Below are 15858 nucleotides of genomic sequence, written 5' to 3'. Positions count from 1 at the left end.
CCACAAAACAATGGGCACTCAGGGTTTCGGCTTGCGAAAACGCAGGGTCATACGATCACTTTCCCCGATGGCCAGATACTTTTCCTTATCCTCATCCCCCAGGCGCAGGGACGGTGGCAGGGTCCAGACCCCCTTTGGATGCCGGGCCGTATCCTTCGGATTGGCGTTGACCTCACTGCTTTCTTCCAGCTCAAAACCCGCCTTTTTGGCCACTGCAATCACATAGTCCTGGGTGACATAACCGCTTTTGATCATTTCCTCCATGCTGGTACCGGGTTTAGCACGGTGCTCCACCACACCCAACACACCGCCGGGCTTGAGGGCGGCAAAGAAACTGGCAAAGGCCTTGTCTTCGTAGCCGCGGTACATCCAATTGTGCACATTGCGGAAAGTCACTACCGCATCGGCACTGGCGGCGGGTGCTATCTCGCGCCCAGTCTGCGGGGAGAACTCCGTAACTACAATACGTTTATAGGCTTTTTCATCGGAAGCCAGCTTCTCCTTGAAACGTTTCAGAGAGCGCTGGTAATAGTCAGACTCACTGTCTTCGGGAAAATGCGCCGCGTAGAGCTTGCCCTTCTCGCTGAGATAGGGGCCAAGAATTTCTGTGTACCAGCCGCCTCCAGGAGTAATTTCAACCACCGTCATCTCCGGTTTTATCCCTATAAATTTCAGGGTTTCCACCGGATGGCGGTACTGATCCCGTGCGCTGGTTTCCTCGCTGCGGTGATCTCCCTTAACCACAGAATCCAGATCTGCAGCCTGGGCGCCTCCGGACAGGACCAGTGCGCCGGCCAGGGCCAGCAGGGATTTCTTAATATTGATCGTCATAATCGCTCCTGTTTTGTTCTCGTTAATCCAGCTTCGACCGCACGCTGTCGATTTTATCTTGTAAAGACTGGTTGCGGTCCAAACGGGTTCCCAACTTCAGGCTGGTGCTGATGCGTTCGGCGCCCATTGCATGCACCCGTTCGTGGCACATCTTAACTGCAGCCATTACCGCATCCCACTCTCCTTCGATATTGGTACCGTACGCATGCAGTTCATGGGTGAGCCCGGCTTCTGCCAACACTCTTTCGCACTCTGCCACATATGCGCTAACAGACAGCCCCACTCCCAGGGGAATAACACACAAATCGGCAATCACTTTCATCGGCAGCCCTTCCTAAATTACCCCTTTCGACGGGTGTGGATAATGACTTTGAGATTGAACGATAGGGTTATCCGACGAAATCCTATTACAATCCAGTCTACATGTCTTGAGTAAAGCAAGGAAACCCGGTATGCAACACCATCTGGTTATCTCCATGATCTGCGACGACAGGCCCGGTGTTGTGGAAACGCTCTCTGCGGTCATAGCAGATAACGGTGGCAACTGGGAAGACAGCCATATGGCACACTTTGCTGGAAAATTTGCCGGCATTCTGCGCGTTGCCATCCCCATGGAAAAAAGCCGGTGTCTGAGAAACGCCCTCGCCGATTTGGCCCAGGAAGGATACAACTTGGTGATCGAGGATGCTGTCGCTGTCATTGCCCCATCCCGACAGACATTGACTCTCAAACTGGTGGGCAATGACCGCCCGGGTATAGTGCGCGAGATCTCTCGCGCCCTTACCGCCCGCCACATCAATATGGAACAATTGGAGACCACCTACAGCAGTACCCCCTGGAGTGGCGAGCCGCTGTTTTGTGCCGAGTGCAGGATCAGTGTGACCAAAGAACCGGATTTTGACGGGCTGCGCGATGAACTCGATCAAATTGCCATCGAACTGGGGGTGGAGATCGACTGCGAAGAGATCGCCACTGCCCGTTAATTATGGGATAATTCGCACCCGTACAAGGCCGGGTACTCCCGCCCCGAGCCGGTGAGGGCGGCCCCCAGCCAATGTTCAAGATTGTTCTATACCAACCGGAAATAGCCCCCAACACCGGCAATATTATCCGGCTCTGTGCCAATACCGGTGCCGAACTGCACCTGATTGAGCCTCTCGGCTTCCATATGGACGACAAGCGCCTACGCCGTGCCGGGCTCGATTACAGCGAGTACAGCCCTGTAGTACGCCACCGGGACTGGCAGGCCTTTATCGATAGTGAACAGCCCGTACGGGTACTGGCACTCTCTACCAAGGGCAGTCGCTGCCACTCCGCCGTGGAATACCAGCGTGGAGACGCCATCGTCTTCGGCCCCGAAACACGCGGTCTGCCCGCAGCATTTCTGCAGGCTGTCGGTGCACAAAACACCCTGCGTATCCCCATGCGCGCCGAAAGCCGCAGTATCAATCTGTCCAACGCCGCCGCCATCGTTATTTACGAGGCCTGGCGTCAGCAGAGCTTCAGCGGCGCCGTCGCCCGTTGGTGAGTATCCTGTAGTTATGCAAAGCGTCCAAGCCCCTATAGGACTGTTTTACGGCTCCAGTACCTGCTACACCGAAATGGCTGCGGAAAAAATCCGCCAGTGTATCGGGCCACAGTGGGTAGACCTGCACAATGTGGCCGAGGCAGATATCACCCTTGCGGAGGATTACGATTTCCTGCTGTTTGGTATTCCCACCTGGGACTATGGCGAGCTGCAGGAGGACTGGGAGAATATCTGGGACGAGTTGGCTGCCCTGGATCTAAATGGCAAGGCCGTGGCCCTGTTCGGCCTCGGCGACCAGGAAGGCTATCCCCAGTGGTTTCAGGATGCACTGGGTTACCTGCACGCCCAATTGGTAGCCTGTGGCGCCCGTCCCCTGGGCTACTGGCCTGCGCAAGACTATGCCTTCGAGCAGTCCAAGGGGCTAACACCGGACGGCAGCCAATTTGTGGGCCTCGCCCTGGACGAGGAAAACGCATCTGACCTCAGCGAAGCGCGTATCCAGCACTGGTGCGCCCAGGTAATGCGCGAGTTTGGTTTGCGGGAAGAGGCCTGATAGGAGTCCAGTGTTGCACGAACCCAGTCACCACTATGCACAGATCGAGTGGAGTGAAAATGGCCAGCCCCTGTCCCGTACCTATGGCGATGTCTATTTCTCCACCGCCTCAGGACTGGAAGAAGCCCACCATGTCTTTCTGCAGCACAATGCCCTGGCAGCGCGCTGGGCGGACCTCGGTGATAGCGAGCGTTTCACCATCGGCGAGACCGGCTTTGGTACTGGCTTGAATTTTCTCGCCGCCTGGGCACTCTGGCAAAAAACCGCGCCCCAAAGCGCACAACTGCATTTCTTCTCCGTTGAGAAATGCCCCCTGCGCCTACAGGATCTGCGCAGGGCCCTGGTCCTGTGGCCCCAGTTGCAACCCCTTTCCCAGCTTCTGCTGGACAACTATCCCGCCCTCCTTGTCCCGGGTGCGCACCGACTGCAATTCGGCCAGGTGAGCTTGACTCTGGTGATCGGTGAAGCCAGCGAAGCCCTGCGGGGCCTGTGCCTGCAACAGGAGCAGCGCGACCGGCAGGTAGATGCCTGGTTTCTGGACGGATTTGCCCCGGCGAAAAACCCGGAGATGTGGACCCCATCGCTGTTTGCAAGCATCGCGACCCTGAGCAGGCCCGGTGCCACCTTTGCCACCTTCACCTGCGCCAGGCCAGTCAGGCACGGCCTGCGCGATGCGGGCTTTATCTGGCGCAAAGTGCCCGGTTTCGCGCGCAAGCGGGAGATGCTGTGTGGCGCACTGCACAGGGCCTCGAGAAGCCAGACTACAGCAACCCCTTGGTATCTGCCCCCAGAGATGCCGAAGTGGCCACAGACCGCAGCCGTTATCGGCGCTGGAATTTCAGGCGCCACAGTTGCCAGGGCACTGGCGGAGCGCGGTGTGCGGGTTCGGGTTTTTGAACAGGGGGCAACCCCTGGCAGCGGTGGCTCCGGCAACGGCCAGGGCATTCTCTATGCAAAGCTGTCTCCCAAACCCAGCCCCAACGGCGACTTCAACCTGCACGCCCTGTTGTTTGCCCAGCGCTATTACCGCAATCGCTGCGCGCAAGTCGTGCACTTGAATGGCCTGTTGCAACTGGCTCAAACAGACCGAGAACGAAGATTGCAACAGCAGGTTGCTGAGACCCTCGCGAAACACAACAACCAGACCCTGGCCCACGCCGTGACACCTGCTGAAGCGAGCGCGCTGGCGGGAGTGAATCTGGCTGTCAGCGGGCTTTATTTTCCCCAGGCGGGCTGGCTGGAACCACAAAAAGTATGCGCAGCCCTGCTGCAACACGACAATATCGAATTGTACTGTGACACCTCGATAGAACACCTCGAACAATGCAATTCCGGCTGGTGTCTGTACACTGTGGAAAAGACATTTAAAGCCAATGCGGTGATCCTCTGCGGCGCCAGGGACATTTGCCGCTTCCCACAATCCGCCCCCCTGCCCCTGAACCCCATCCGCGGCCAGGTATCCGTGGCCAAAGCCACAGCGACCTCCCGCCAGTTGAAGGTCGCGCTCTGCAGCGAGGGTTATATCACCCCGGAACACCGGGGCAGTCAAAGTTTCGGGGCCTCCTTCAAACTCAGGGAAACTGCCATCAACCTGCGCGATAGCGAGCACCGGGTAAACCTGGAGACTCTGGCTGCCCTGCTGCCGCAGCTTTCGAAGGATTTCTCCTCTCAGGCACTCAGTGGCCGCGCGGCCCTGCGTGCCGCAACACCGGATTATCTGCCTGTGGCCGGCCCGGTGCCCAATTGGACATCCCTTGACACCACCTATGCGGGCCTGCGCAAAAATCGCAAACAACTGATCCAGCAAACCGCCCAATACCAGCGCAATTTGTATGTGATGGGCGGGCTGGGCTCCCGGGGCTTTACCTATGCACCGCTCGCCGCGGAAGTGCTCACTGCTTGGCTACTGGGAGAGACTCTACCGGTCAACGCCCGGCTGGCCAGGGCACTGCACCCGGCACGCTTTGCCATTCGCAACCTGGGTAAAAACCGCGCTCCCATCACCGTGTGATCAGGTCTTGGGTACCGGCGCCAACAGGCTGGCACTGCCGGCGCCACAGGCCACAATTGTTTTCATTGCCCTCTCCACAGACACACCCGGCAGTATCTCCACACAGTCAGCAGGCACGTGGAAGACAAAGCCCGAAGTGGGAACAGGTGCTGTGGGCACATAGACAGTCATATCCCCACTGGCGTGTTGGGATGTCACGATGGCGGTGACCGACAGGGGATTGTGGACCCCGTGAATACGCACCCGTGCAACCGGCCCGGACAGCACACCCTCGCCACCACCGCCAATAAACTGCGTCACCAACTCCCTGATGGTGCTGTAACCCGGTGCCAGGCGCCCCAGCCAGTGGTCCACATGCCGGTGCAACCAGTGGCCAATACTGGTTTTCACCAGCAGACCTATCAGGAAACAACCGCCCAAAATCAGCGCTATCACCACAAGCCGTGCGAGGGTATCCTTAAATTCGGTGTGGGCCTCCAGCCAGATAACGGCCGGTGCCACAATTTCACTGATTTGACCAAACAGCCACTGGAAAAGCAGCGCAAAAATGGCAATGGGCAGCACGACCGCCAGACCGCCCAGCAGGGTCAACGAAACAAAGGTTTTTACTCTGGTCATAGGTTATTGATGTACCGATTTCTCACTCTCAGATGGACACTGCCCCGAGTGTCCGCGCTGTTGCTGTTTGCAGCCACCGCGCAGGCACAACTTCCGGTCACCCCCTATACCGTTCTGGAGCAGCGCCAACGCAATGGGGACCATTTTACCCAAGGGCTTTACTTCGACGGCCAGCGCTGGTGGGAGAGCAGCGGACTCTATCGCCGTTCCTGGCTGGCAGAGTATACCGATCCCGGCGCCAACCCGGTAAGGCGCAAATGGCTGGCGGGTGAACTCTTCGCCGAGGGCCTCACGGTACTCGGGAACAAGCTCTATCTGCTGACCTACAGGGCCGGCGAGGTGCATATCTATCGAGCCCGGGACCTTCAGCCCTTGGAGATCAAACGTTACAGCGGTGAGGGCTGGGGCCTCACCCACGACGGTACACACCTGATCATGAGTAACGGCAGCGGTGCACTGGCCTTCCGCGACCCGGACACCTTCGCGGTATTGCGTCACCTGGCGGTAAAAGGCGGTAGTGAGCACTGGTCCAATCTCAATGAACTGGAATTTGCCGAAGGCCTGATCTGGGCCAATATCTGGCAGGACAGCCGCATTATTGCCATCGACCCCAACAGCGGTGAAGTACGCGGCGTCGTCGATCTGCACGACCTGATACCGGAGGTACGCAATCATCCCGATGCGGTGGCCAATGGTATCGCCTGGGACAAAGCCCGCAACGGGCTCTGGGTAACCGGAAAATACTGGCGACAACTTTTTCTGATTCGTCCCCAGGGGCTTGGTTTCAACAAGGCAGCAAATCCCAAGCCGGCAATCAGCGCCTCTGACCAATAACCGTCAGCACACCACCATCACAGAGATAGTACATTGCAGAGAGCTGTAACTGCAGGCGAAAACCGTGACCACGTTTTTGCAAGCTGACCCCCTCCAATCCGTCCTCTCCATCGTATAGCGTGGTGGACTGACCCGAGTCACCCTGCCACTGAACCGCCTCCACCCTGCGCATCCCCGGAAGCTCAAGCGTGACAAGGGTAAATTGGTCCGGCAGCGGATGCAGCTCAACCTGGGCCACACCCGTGGCGGTGGCCAGGGAAAGTGCCAGCTGATTTTCCGGCGCAGAGCGCCAGCCCAGGTGGGTATCCGCCGCAAGAGATTGTGCAAAATGGCGCGGCACCCCGGAAGTACAGCCCAGCGGCCCAACCAGAACCACCGACCACAACATCAATAACAAAAGCAAAGTGCGCATAGCCCTACCCTTAGCCAATTGCTGTGATGGCCTGCGATTATAACCCGTGACTCTTGTCACAAAACAAAATCTGTCAATTGCATCCTATTTCAAGGAAAAATCGGCCGATAAACCCACCGCACAAAAACCTGGCGCAGGGTATACTCCGCCGCCATGCAATCCCCTCAGCAGATTCTCGAGCACATCTTTGGCTATGCGCATTTCCGCGATCCCCAGGCCGCGGTGATCGACACCCTGATGGCTGGCAACGACGCTCTGGTGCTTATGCCCACCGGTGGGGGCAAGTCCCTGTGCTACCAGATACCCGCGCTGGCCAGATCCGGTTGTGGCGTGGTGGTCTCTCCCCTGATCGCCCTGATGCAGGACCAGGTGGAAGCATTGCAGGAAGCCGGCATCCGCGCCGCCTTTCTGAACTCTTCCGTGTCCTATGAGGAAACGCTGGCCATTGAGAGTCAACTGCTTCACGATGCCCTGGATCTGCTGTACCTGGCACCGGAACGGTTGTTACAGCCTCACACGCTTTCACTCCTGCAGCGAGTCAAACTGTCGCTGTTCGCCATTGATGAGGCCCACTGCGTGTCCCAGTGGGGGCATGACTTTCGCGCCGACTACCTGCAGTTGAATTGCCTCCACGAACAGTTTCCCGACGTGCCGCGTATTGCATTGACCGCTACCGCGGACCAGCGCACCCGCGCAGAAATTGCCCGGAGACTCAATCTGGAGACCGCCCGGCATTTTGTCAGCAGCTTTGATCGTCCCAATATCCGCTACCGAATCGAACCCAAGGGCAACCAGCGTCGCCAGCTGCTGCAGTTCCTGCGCGGCACTCAGAAAGGAAGTGCAGGCATTATTTATTGCCTGTCCCGCGCTAAAGTGGAAAATACCGCCGAATGGCTGAGCCAACAGGGATACAGCGCTCTGCCCTACCACGCGGGTCTGCCCACCGCAACCCGTGCTGAACACCAGCGCCGCTTCCTGCGCGAGGAGGGTGTCATGATTGTAGCCACCATCGCCTTCGGCATGGGTATCGACAAACCCGACGTGCGCTTTGTAGTGCACCTGGATCTGCCCAAAAGTATCGAGGCCTACTACCAGGAGACCGGTCGCGCAGGTCGCGACGGTGAATCCTCGGTGGCACTGCTGCTCTACGGCTTGGAAGATGTGGTCAAGCTGGCTCAGATGGTTGAAGCTTCCGAGGGCAGCGAGGAGTACAAGCGCCACGAACGCGGGCGCCTTAATGCCATGCTGGGTCTGTGTGAAATCACCAGCTGCCGCCGACAGGCCCTGTTGCACTACTTCGCCGAAACTCTGGATCGCCCCTGCGGCAACTGTGATACCTGCCTGGAGCCCCCTGCCACCTGGGATGCCAGCGAGGCCGCCATCAAACTGCTGTCATGCGTCTACCGCACCGGCCAGCGCTTCGGTGCCACCCATGTGATCGATGTGCTGCGCGGCTCCGGGAACGAGAAAGTGCGTAGATTCGAACACCAGCAACTCTCTACCTACGGTATTGGCAAAGACCTTGCCAGTAGCGAGTGGCGGGCTCTGATGCGACAATTAATCGTGCGCGGCTACCTGGAGGTGACTGGCGAGTTTCAGAGCCTCATGCTGACAGAACTTTGCCGCCCGCTGTTGCGCGGGGAGGTGTCACTGCAACTGCGCAGGCTGCCGGCAAAAACCTCTCGATCCGTCTCCCGCGATCCTGCGGCCCCGGAAGGCCTGACCTGTGAGGACCAGCCGCTCTGGCAGGCCCTGCGCAACTGCCGCAAGGCACTGGCGGAGGAACGCGGCGTACCGCCCTATGTGGTCTTTCACGATGCCACCCTGCGCGGCATGGTAAAGGCACACCCGCAAACCCGCAGTGCATTACTGGCCGTTTCGGGGGTTGGTGACAGCAAGCTGGCCCGCTTTGGCGACGCTTTCCTTGCAGTACTGAGGGATTTTCCCAAGCGCTAACACCAAAACCAACCCACAACGCTTTCCCCCCTCGGGCACACCTGTGTTAAAAAGGCGAGAAGAGCTGAAAATCCCCCATCCTTCCCCAGTGAGACAAAACCATGAAAGTCATTGGCCATCTGATAAACGGCACCCTGAATACTGACGGCGACTCCGCTGCGGGTTCACGCTTGCAGGATGTTACCAACCCTTCAACCAACACAATCATCGGAAAAGTTGCACTGGCCAGCAAAGCCACCGTCGAAGAGGCCATCGCCGCAGCCCAGGCCGCCTATCCCGCTTGGCGCAACCTGCCCACTGCCAAGCGTGTGCGCATCATGTACCGCCTGAAAGCCCTGCTGGAGCAGCATGCCAATACCATCTGTGAACACATTACCCGAGAACACGGCAAAGTTTTCAACGACGCCATGGGTGAACTGCAGCGCGGTATCGAAAACATCGAATATGTCTGCTCTGCCCCGGAAATGCTCAAAGGGGAACACAGCAGGAATGTGGGCCCCGCCATCGACTCCTGGAGTGAACTCCAGCCCCTGGGAGTCTGCGCCGGGATTACCCCGTTTAACTTCCCTGCCATGGTTCCTCTGTGGATGTGGCCAATGGCCATCGCCTGCGGCAACACTTTCGTCCTCAAACCATCAGAACGTACCCCTTCCTCCGCATTATTTATCGCCGAACTCGGTATCGAAGCCGGCATCCCGCCAGGCGTCCTCAACGTGGTAAATGGCGACAAGGAAGCGGTGGATACCCTGTTGATCGACAAGCGTGTTCAAGCCGTTAGCTTTGTCGGTTCCACCCCGATTGCAGAATATGTCTATTCTACCGCCACTGGCCACGGCAAGCGGGCACAGGCTTTTGGCGGGGCCAAGAACCATGCCGTCATCATGCCGGATGCTGACCTGGATAACGCCGCGACTGCGCTGATGGGAGCCGCCTTTGGTTCCTGTGGCGAGCGCTGCATGGCCATTTCCGTGGCAGTTGCCATCGGTGATAAGTGCGCGGACGCCCTGGTGGCAAAACTCACAGAACAGATCGCCGTACTCCAAGTGGGCGACGGTATGGATAGCCGGAATGATATGGGCCCCCTGGTAACCCCGGCCCACCTGAAAAAAGTTGAGGGCTTTATCGCCGCCGGTATTGAAGAAGGTGCGGAATTGGTAGTGGACGGCCGCGGCATGAAAATACCCGGTTATGAGCGCGGCAATTACCTCGGGGCCTGTCTGTTCGACCGCGTCACGCCGAAAATGACCATACACAGCCAGGAAATATTCGGGCCTGTACTTTGTATCATGCGTGCAGACACCCTGCAGGAAGCGATGGATATTATCAATACCCACGCATACGGCAACGGTACCTGCCTGTTTACCCGCGATGGTGGAACAGCCCGCTACTTCAGCGACAATATCAAAGTGGGTATGGTCGGTATCAATGTCCCTCTCCCCGTCCCCGTTGCCCACCACAGTTTTGGCGGCTGGAAGCGCTCCCTTTTTGGCGACCTGCACGCTTACGGGCCGGATTCAGTGCGCTTTTACACCAAACGCAAAACCATTACCCAGCGTTGGCCAGCGAGTAGTCAAAGGGAGGGGGTTCAGTTTAATTTCCCCAGTAATGGGTGAAAAAAATATAGCCCCTTATAACTTTTGTGGTAAAAAGCCCATTTACACATGGGGTTTTTACCACTTCTCATAGAATTTACCCGGCCTAGCAAATTACTGAAAGCCCATTTTCTTGGAGTATACTAGTGATTATCTTCAGGGAATTTTTCATTTGAGGTATTTTTTATTCAAAATTTTCACCTCATTGTTAACAGAGCTGATTGATTGCCGGGTTTAATCAGGGTTGATTAAACACGCCCGAAGACAGATAACGATCTCCTCGATCACAAGCAATAGCGACAATGGTGGCTTTTTCCACCTGGGCGGAGAGTTGCAAGGCTCCGGCAACAGCTCCACCGGAGGAGACTCCGCAAAAAATCCCCTCGGCTCTGGCCAGCTTTCGGGTCATCTCCTCCGCTTCAAGCTGGTCCATATCAATCACCAGATCCACCGCCTCAGGAACGAAAATACTCGGCAGATATGCCTGTGGCCAGCGGCGTATGCCGGGGATGCTGGAACCATCGGTCGGTTGGAGGCCGATAATCTGAATCTCAGGATTTTTCTGTTTCAAATAGCGACCACAACCCATTATGGTTCCCGTAGTGCCCATGGAAGAGACAAGGTGTGTGATCTGTCCCCGGGTCTGTTGCCAGATCTCAGGGCCGGTACCCTCAAAATGGGCAAGTGGATTGTCATCGTTGGCAAATTGATTGAGTACCAGCCCCCTGCCCTCAGCCTGCATCTCAAGAGCCAGATCGCGGGCACCCTCCATACCTGCTTCCGCACTGACCAGGACCAGTTCAGCACCATAGGCAGCCATGGCGGCCTTGCGCTCGGTGGTAGCGCTGCCGGGCATGATCAGGATCATGCGGTATCCTTTGACCGCAGCCGCCATCGCCAGGGCAATACCAGTATTGCCACTGGTCGCCTCGATCAGTGTATCGCCCGGGGTAATTCGTCCCCTGGTCTCGGCGTGGTTAATCATGGATAACGCCGGGCGGTCTTTCACGGAGCCGGCGGGATTATTCCCCTCCAACTTGAGCAGAATCGTATTGCTGGTTTCACCAGGCAATCGCTGTAACTTAATCAGGGGAGTATTGCCTACACAGTCGGCAATCGTGGGGTAATCCATAGTGCAGTCAGTTCCAGAATACTATTGCGGTCCGACAGTGTACCCGAAGATCTTTCCAGCACTAAATACCAACTGTGTAGGGGGACTATATAGTCGGGTTATTAAGCTTGTCTCTGCAGGTACAAAATTTTCACAACGCAGTGACCGATAAATTTAAACCAATGCGGACCTGACTACGCCCTGGGTCTTTGGGAGCTGGTTACAGAATTTTAAAAATATCCCTTTCTTACTTAAGACGCTAATACCACCGTTAAAATACAAAGATTCGCGGATACGACGGGCACAAAACTAAATGATAGGGGGCCATATCTTTTCTCTCCCTTTCGAGCCAGGAGTGCATAGAATCATGCATACAGGTAAAATCTGAAAAAACAATCGCACAAGGCCTCCTTTTACCATGGCCCAAAACAATGCCAAGCCATCCACGCCAGATCCCTCAACGCTGCGTTCGCTGCGCGCAATCCTATTTAGGTTTACCGTCGCTCCAGCGCTGGCACTGGCCATCACGCTGGCCCTGGTCTTTACATTGCAGCAGTTACACGACCGCCGCCAGTTATTGCTCAGCCACGGTCGCGCCAGTGCGGAACAGCTCGCCGAACTGATCGAGATGAGTGGCGGCCAACCCACCGACCTGCGTATGGAATGGCTGCGCAAGAGCCTTTTGGCCCTGATGCTGGAAAAAGATATGGTACGCTCAGTACATATCTACTCTACCGAGGCGAGCGAGAAGCAGCCACTGAATCCAAATACCAACTTGGGACTGCTCGCCAGTGTCGGACCGCGCCCAGCCACGCCTATTACTCACGAGCACCTGCAAAAGCGCGAGCCATTTATCTTCGAAGATGAAGAGAGCCTGCAGATTCTCCAGCCCCTGAAAGGCGACATCCCTACCTGCTGGATCAGCATTGAGCTGCACCGCCCTTACTTCTTGGTGGGTACTTACCAGGTATTACTAATCGGACTCGTGGGACTGATCATCTGCACTCTGGCGGCTGTGGCTTGGTCCGTCATTCTGTCCGAGCGATTCGCGCTCAGCCTGTCCCGATTGGGGCAGGTGCTGCAGGCGGTTGGGCGCGGTGAATTTGATCGCCGCGCCCGCGAAATAGGCAACCGCGAAGTGGCCCAGCTGACCAACCAGATTAATGACATGGCCGAGAACCTCGCCAAGTACCAACGCGACTACAAGGCAAACCTGCTGCAATCCATGGACGACCTGCGACAGTCCCTCGACAGCATGGAAGAACAAAATATCGAACTTGATCTCGCCCGCAAAAGGGCCCAGGAAGCCAGCCGCATCAAATCGACTTTTTTGGCGAATACCAGCCATGAAATCCGCACGCCGCTCAACGGTATTATCGGCTTTACCAATCTGTTGCTCAAAACCGAGGTCGACGAGCTGCAGCAGGACTACCTGCAGACTATTTTGCGTTCATCGGAAAACCTGCTTACCACTATTAACGATATTCTGGATTTTTCCCGCATTGAGTCCGGCAATCTGGTGCTCGACCATATTCCCATGGACCTGGGACAATTGCTGGAGGAAACCCTGCAAATTCTGGCCCCTTATGCCTATGAACATCACCTGGAACTGGTACCCTTGATTGACCCCCAATTGCCCGCCACCCAGGTGGGTGATCCACTGCGTACCAAGCAAATCCTCACCAATCTGCTAGGCAATGCGATTCGCAGTTCAGAAAACGGCAATATACCCGTACAGCTCAGCGTTGTGAGCAGCAAGGATTCGGAGCTGGTCTTGCGTATCAGCGTCACCGACCTGGGCAACCGCATTGATGAAGCGGGCCGCAGTGAACTGCAACAGATACTTAATACCAAAACGCCACAGCACAGCCAGCAAATCAGTGCCAATGGCCTCGGTATGTCCATTGCCCGCAGTCTGGTCGAGCGTATGCGCGGCAGCACTGGTATAGAAGAAACCGACAGCGGTGGCAGCCACTGCTGGGTACAGCTGTCTCTGCAGCCGGAGCGCAATCGCGGCGTACCTCCGCGGTTTCAGTGCCCCGGCTGCCGCATATTGATTGCCGATCCCAACCCCTTGACCCGTACCCAGGTGGCGCAGTTACTCAGCCAGTGGCAGGCGGAGCCCGTAGAACTCAGCGATACAGAGACCCTGCAACCAGTAGTCGAACAAATGTGGCGGCACGACGCACTGCCCGATGCCGTGATTATCGATACCGCTATCGCCAGGGGCGACTTCGACAATTTCAGCGTACAAGTACAGTCTCTTGTGGACGCCTATCAATGCCAGGTGATCGTGCTGGGAGCCCCGGCCGAGTTGCGCCGTTGCTATGAGCAGCTACGCACCCGTACCCTGACTTTCCTCGGTAAACCGGTTACCCGCGAGAACCTGCTGCGCGCCTTAAAAAGAGCTGCGCCACGAAAAAATCAGCAGCGTTCCAGTAGCGGGGCCGTACCCGCTTTGCCCTGGCCGGCGGCGCCGCGGATTCTGGCGGTAGATGATCACGCAGCCAACCGGCGCTTGGTCGGTGAGTTACTGCGCACCCAGGATATCGAGGTGATCATTGCCGCCAGCGGCGAAGAGGCTCTGCAACACTGGCAGCAGAGCACCTTTGACCTCATCTTTATGGATATACAAATGCCCGGCATGGACGGTATTGAGGCCACCCGCCGCATTCGTGAGCGAGAGGCCGGGCGGCGCACACCGATTATCGCACTTACTGCACATGCAGGCGCCGAGGAGAAAGCGCGATTACTTTCTGCCGGCCTGGATGATTACCTGAGCAAACCTGTCAGCGAGGCCCAGCTTACCCACATGATCAAGCGTTGGCTCAAGATCATCACACCACAGGTGATAGAGAAACTCAGCCTGGAACAGATGCGCCTTGTGGATATTGGTGAGAGCCTGACCCTTGCCAATGGCGATACGAAACTGGCGAGGGATATGCTGCAAATGCTCCTGGACGGGCTTGTGTCCGATGAACGGGAGTTACAGCGGCTGCTGAGTGCCGGCGACCTCAAAGGCATGTTCGAGCTGACCCACCGTATACACGGCGGTTGTTGTTACTGCGGCGTGGCTCGACTGCGTGAAGCCACCTGTATACTCCAGGAGGAACTGCGCACCCTGCAAGAGAAAAAACCGGCGGAATTTGACCGGCGCAAACTGGATGCAGTATTTCGGGAAATGCGCGCCCTGTGGGAATGGGCCTCGGAGCAGAATCTGGATGCGCTGTTCGGGCTGGAAGTTGCCTGAGTAGAAGTCTGCAACAGCAAACTAGCGAGTTTCAAAAATCACACACGCCAGGGCGAAGTCTTTTTCATCCGACAGGGAGAGGTGTATGGACCCAACACCCAGAGCACAGGCGCGCTCCCGTGCCGCACCATTTAACAGAACCTGCGCTGCAGCATTTTTGCGGCGCCGCACTTCGATATTGTGCCAGGAAATGCCGTCGCCGATGCCGGTGCCCAGGGCCTTGGCTACCGCCTCCTTGGCAGCAAAACGTTTGCACAGGTAGGCTGTGCGATTGGCCTCGCTCAGACCGGCGAAGTCACAGCGCTCGCGGTCATTCAATATCCGCCGTACAAACCGGTTGCCGTGGCGCCGCAAAGCCACTGCTATACGATGATAGCTGCAAATATCTGTACCGATACTGACGATCATTTTCCGTATACTTGTCTGAATAATGCGCGACTTTGCAATGGCCTGCCCCCGAGCATGGCCTGAAGCAAAATCCGCGTCAAGCGCTTTGCCGGGAGCAGCAGCCCGGCGGACCATTTCCCACTCTCCAGCGCCTGCACGATACCCAGCAGTTCCTCACCACTGAACTCATTATCGCGCTGAGCATTACTTCCCTGGCGGTACACAGGCACAAATCCCTGCTCAATCTCCAGCTGATAGCGGACCCCCTCGCTGACAATACCCTGGCTGCCGGTACAATAATCCAGTGGTGGACAACTGCCCAGTTCCCGCAGCAGTTGCAATTCAAAGCGGCGCAGGGGCCCTTCCAACTGGTTGCTATCGTCGCCTTTCGACTGCGCGAGCACTTCCAGCAACACCTGGTACATGGCGAACAGCGCATAGTGCGCTTCCCCCTCCGGTAACAAGCGTACCAGTAACTCATTCGCATAAAGCCCCACATAGACGGCCCGACCTTTCAGCCAGAGTGGCGCAGCGACATTCTCCACAGAACCCAGGGTTTTTAACGCACCATTTCCCAACAGGGAGACCAGAAGTGGGGAGAAAGGCTGCAGTGCCTGCTGGCGCCGCCGCTTGTCGCGCCGGGCACCGCGGGCAACACAACCAATACGCCCAAAATCCGAAGTCAGCAGCTCCAGAATCAGGCTGGAGTCGCGGTAGGGCCGTGCGTGCAGAATATAGGCTGGTTGTGCGGGTTGTGGCTGCTTCATGATATCAG

The 15858-nt window shown here is 57.0% G+C and carries 15 protein-coding genes; 8 read left to right on the top strand and 7 right to left on the bottom strand.

The annotated features are described in order from the left end of the window. Positions 1-18: 18 nt before the first annotated feature. Positions 19-831, bottom strand: coding sequence for a class I SAM-dependent methyltransferase (locus tag M8T91_RS05730; protein WP_301417690.1), 813 nt, complete (start codon positions 829-831; stop codon positions 19-21). A 22-nt stretch (positions 832-853) separates the two neighbouring features. After that, positions 854-1153 carry an MTH1187 family thiamine-binding protein gene (locus tag M8T91_RS05725; protein ID WP_301417688.1) on the bottom strand — a complete coding sequence of 100 codons (300 nt, stop codon included), beginning with the start codon at positions 1151-1153 and terminating at the stop codon, positions 854-856. Positions 1154-1283: 130 nt separating this feature from the next. Between M8T91_RS05725 and M8T91_RS05720 the strand changes: the two genes are divergently transcribed. The 4 genes from M8T91_RS05720 (at position 1284) to mnmC (ending at position 4923) form a co-directional block, all read left to right on the top strand. Further along, positions 1284-1814, top strand: coding sequence for a glycine cleavage system transcriptional repressor (locus M8T91_RS05720; RefSeq protein ID WP_301417686.1), 531 nt, complete (start codon positions 1284-1286; stop codon positions 1812-1814). A 71-nt stretch (positions 1815-1885) separates the two neighbouring features. Beyond that, positions 1886-2359 (top strand): tRNA (uridine(34)/cytosine(34)/5-carboxymethylaminomethyluridine(34)-2'-O)-methyltransferase TrmL, encoded by a 474-nt coding sequence (gene trmL / locus M8T91_RS05715; protein WP_301417684.1) that lies wholly within the window; start codon positions 1886-1888, stop codon positions 2357-2359. A 13-nt stretch (positions 2360-2372) separates the two neighbouring features. Beyond that, positions 2373-2912: a flavodoxin FldB gene (fldB, locus tag M8T91_RS05710; protein ID WP_301417682.1), complete on the top strand. Its 540-nt coding sequence runs from the start codon at positions 2373-2375 to the stop codon at positions 2910-2912. A gap of 10 nt (positions 2913-2922) precedes the next feature. Then, on the top strand, positions 2923-4923 hold the full coding sequence (gene mnmC / locus M8T91_RS05705; protein WP_436970324.1) for a bifunctional tRNA (5-methylaminomethyl-2-thiouridine)(34)-methyltransferase MnmC2/FAD-dependent 5-carboxymethylaminomethyl-2-thiouridine(34) oxidoreductase MnmC1: 2001 nt from the start codon (positions 2923-2925) through the stop codon (positions 4921-4923). Here the strand turns inward: mnmC and M8T91_RS05700 are convergent, their stop codons facing one another. Beyond that, positions 4924-5541, bottom strand: a complete 618-nt coding sequence (locus tag M8T91_RS05700) for a DUF502 domain-containing protein (RefSeq protein WP_301417678.1) — start codon at positions 5539-5541, stop codon at positions 4924-4926. A 48-nt stretch (positions 5542-5589) separates the two neighbouring features. Here M8T91_RS05700 and M8T91_RS05695 point away from each other — a divergent pair, with 48 nt between their 5' ends. Next, positions 5590-6375 carry a glutaminyl-peptide cyclotransferase gene (locus M8T91_RS05695; RefSeq protein ID WP_301417676.1) on the top strand — a complete coding sequence of 262 codons (786 nt, stop codon included), beginning with the start codon at positions 5590-5592 and terminating at the stop codon, positions 6373-6375. On the opposite strand, the gene M8T91_RS05690 is transcribed toward M8T91_RS05695, so the two are convergent. Then, complete coding sequence (locus M8T91_RS05690; protein WP_301417674.1) at positions 6356-6787, bottom strand: hypothetical protein; 432 nt, start codon at positions 6785-6787, stop codon at positions 6356-6358. The two genes, M8T91_RS05695 and M8T91_RS05690, sit on opposite strands and share 20 nt — an antisense overlap. 153 nt (positions 6788-6940) lie before the next feature. Here M8T91_RS05690 and recQ point away from each other — a divergent pair, with 153 nt between their 5' ends. After that, a complete protein-coding gene (recQ, locus tag M8T91_RS05685; protein ID WP_301417672.1) occupies positions 6941-8743 on the top strand; it encodes a DNA helicase RecQ in 1803 nt (600 codons plus the stop codon). A 101-nt stretch (positions 8744-8844) separates the two neighbouring features. After that, the gene (locus M8T91_RS05680) at positions 8845-10356 is read left to right on the top strand and encodes a CoA-acylating methylmalonate-semialdehyde dehydrogenase (protein WP_301417670.1); all 1512 of its coding nucleotides are present in this window, start codon (positions 8845-8847) and stop codon (positions 10354-10356) included. A gap of 217 nt (positions 10357-10573) precedes the next feature. Here the strand turns inward: M8T91_RS05680 and cysM are convergent, their stop codons facing one another. Continuing rightward, the gene (cysM, locus tag M8T91_RS05675; protein WP_301417666.1) at positions 10574-11467 is read right to left on the bottom strand and encodes a cysteine synthase CysM; all 894 of its coding nucleotides are present in this window, start codon (positions 11465-11467) and stop codon (positions 10574-10576) included. Positions 11468-11864: 397 nt separating this feature from the next. On the opposite strand from cysM, the gene M8T91_RS05670 reads away from it, so the two are divergent. Then, positions 11865-14696: a response regulator gene (locus M8T91_RS05670; RefSeq protein WP_301417664.1), complete on the top strand. Its 2832-nt coding sequence runs from the start codon at positions 11865-11867 to the stop codon at positions 14694-14696. 21 nt (positions 14697-14717) lie between these two features. On the opposite strand, the gene acpS is transcribed toward M8T91_RS05670, so the two are convergent. Then, entirely contained in the window at positions 14718-15104 is a 387-nt protein-coding gene (gene acpS, locus M8T91_RS05665) for a holo-ACP synthase (protein WP_301417661.1), read from the bottom strand. Then, the gene (gene recO / locus M8T91_RS05660) at positions 15101-15850 is read right to left on the bottom strand and encodes a DNA repair protein RecO (RefSeq protein WP_301417660.1); all 750 of its coding nucleotides are present in this window, start codon (positions 15848-15850) and stop codon (positions 15101-15103) included. The genes acpS and recO overlap by 4 nt, the downstream gene beginning before the upstream one ends. Positions 15851-15858 lie beyond the last annotated feature (8 nt).

Origin of the sequence: Microbulbifer sp. MI-G, from assembly GCF_030440425.1 — a bacterium.
GTDB lineage: Bacteria > Pseudomonadota > Gammaproteobacteria > Pseudomonadales > Cellvibrionaceae > Microbulbifer > Microbulbifer spongiae.
Note: the sequence above shows the minus strand (reverse complement) of the source record. Positions and strands in the feature narration are given on the sequence as shown.

Coding starts and splice junctions, on each gene's coding strand:
- trmL (WP_301417684.1), top strand. CDS start 1,886: ATGTTCAAGATTGTTCTATACCAACCGGAAATAGCCCCCAACACCGGC.
- M8T91_RS05700 (WP_301417678.1), bottom strand. CDS start 5,541: ATGACCAGAGTAAAAACCTTTGTTTCGTTGACCCTGCTGGGCGGTCTG.
- M8T91_RS05680 (WP_301417670.1), top strand. CDS start 8,845: ATGAAAGTCATTGGCCATCTGATAAACGGCACCCTGAATACTGACGGC.
- recQ (WP_301417672.1), top strand. CDS start 6,941: ATGCAATCCCCTCAGCAGATTCTCGAGCACATCTTTGGCTATGCGCAT.
- M8T91_RS05690 (WP_301417674.1), bottom strand. CDS start 6,787: ATGCGCACTTTGCTTTTGTTATTGATGTTGTGGTCGGTGGTTCTGGTT.
- cysM (WP_301417666.1), bottom strand. CDS start 11,467: ATGGATTACCCCACGATTGCCGACTGTGTAGGCAATACTCCCCTGATT.
- recO (WP_301417660.1), bottom strand. CDS start 15,850: ATGAAGCAGCCACAACCCGCACAACCAGCCTATATTCTGCACGCACGG.
- M8T91_RS05670 (WP_301417664.1), top strand. CDS start 11,865: ATGGCCCAAAACAATGCCAAGCCATCCACGCCAGATCCCTCAACGCTG.
- acpS (WP_301417661.1), bottom strand. CDS start 15,104: ATGATCGTCAGTATCGGTACAGATATTTGCAGCTATCATCGTATAGCA.
- M8T91_RS05725 (WP_301417688.1), bottom strand. CDS start 1,153: ATGAAAGTGATTGCCGATTTGTGTGTTATTCCCCTGGGAGTGGGGCTG.
- fldB (WP_301417682.1), top strand. CDS start 2,373: ATGCAAAGCGTCCAAGCCCCTATAGGACTGTTTTACGGCTCCAGTACC.
- M8T91_RS05720 (WP_301417686.1), top strand. CDS start 1,284: ATGCAACACCATCTGGTTATCTCCATGATCTGCGACGACAGGCCCGGT.
- M8T91_RS05730 (WP_301417690.1), bottom strand. CDS start 831: ATGACGATCAATATTAAGAAATCCCTGCTGGCCCTGGCCGGCGCACTG.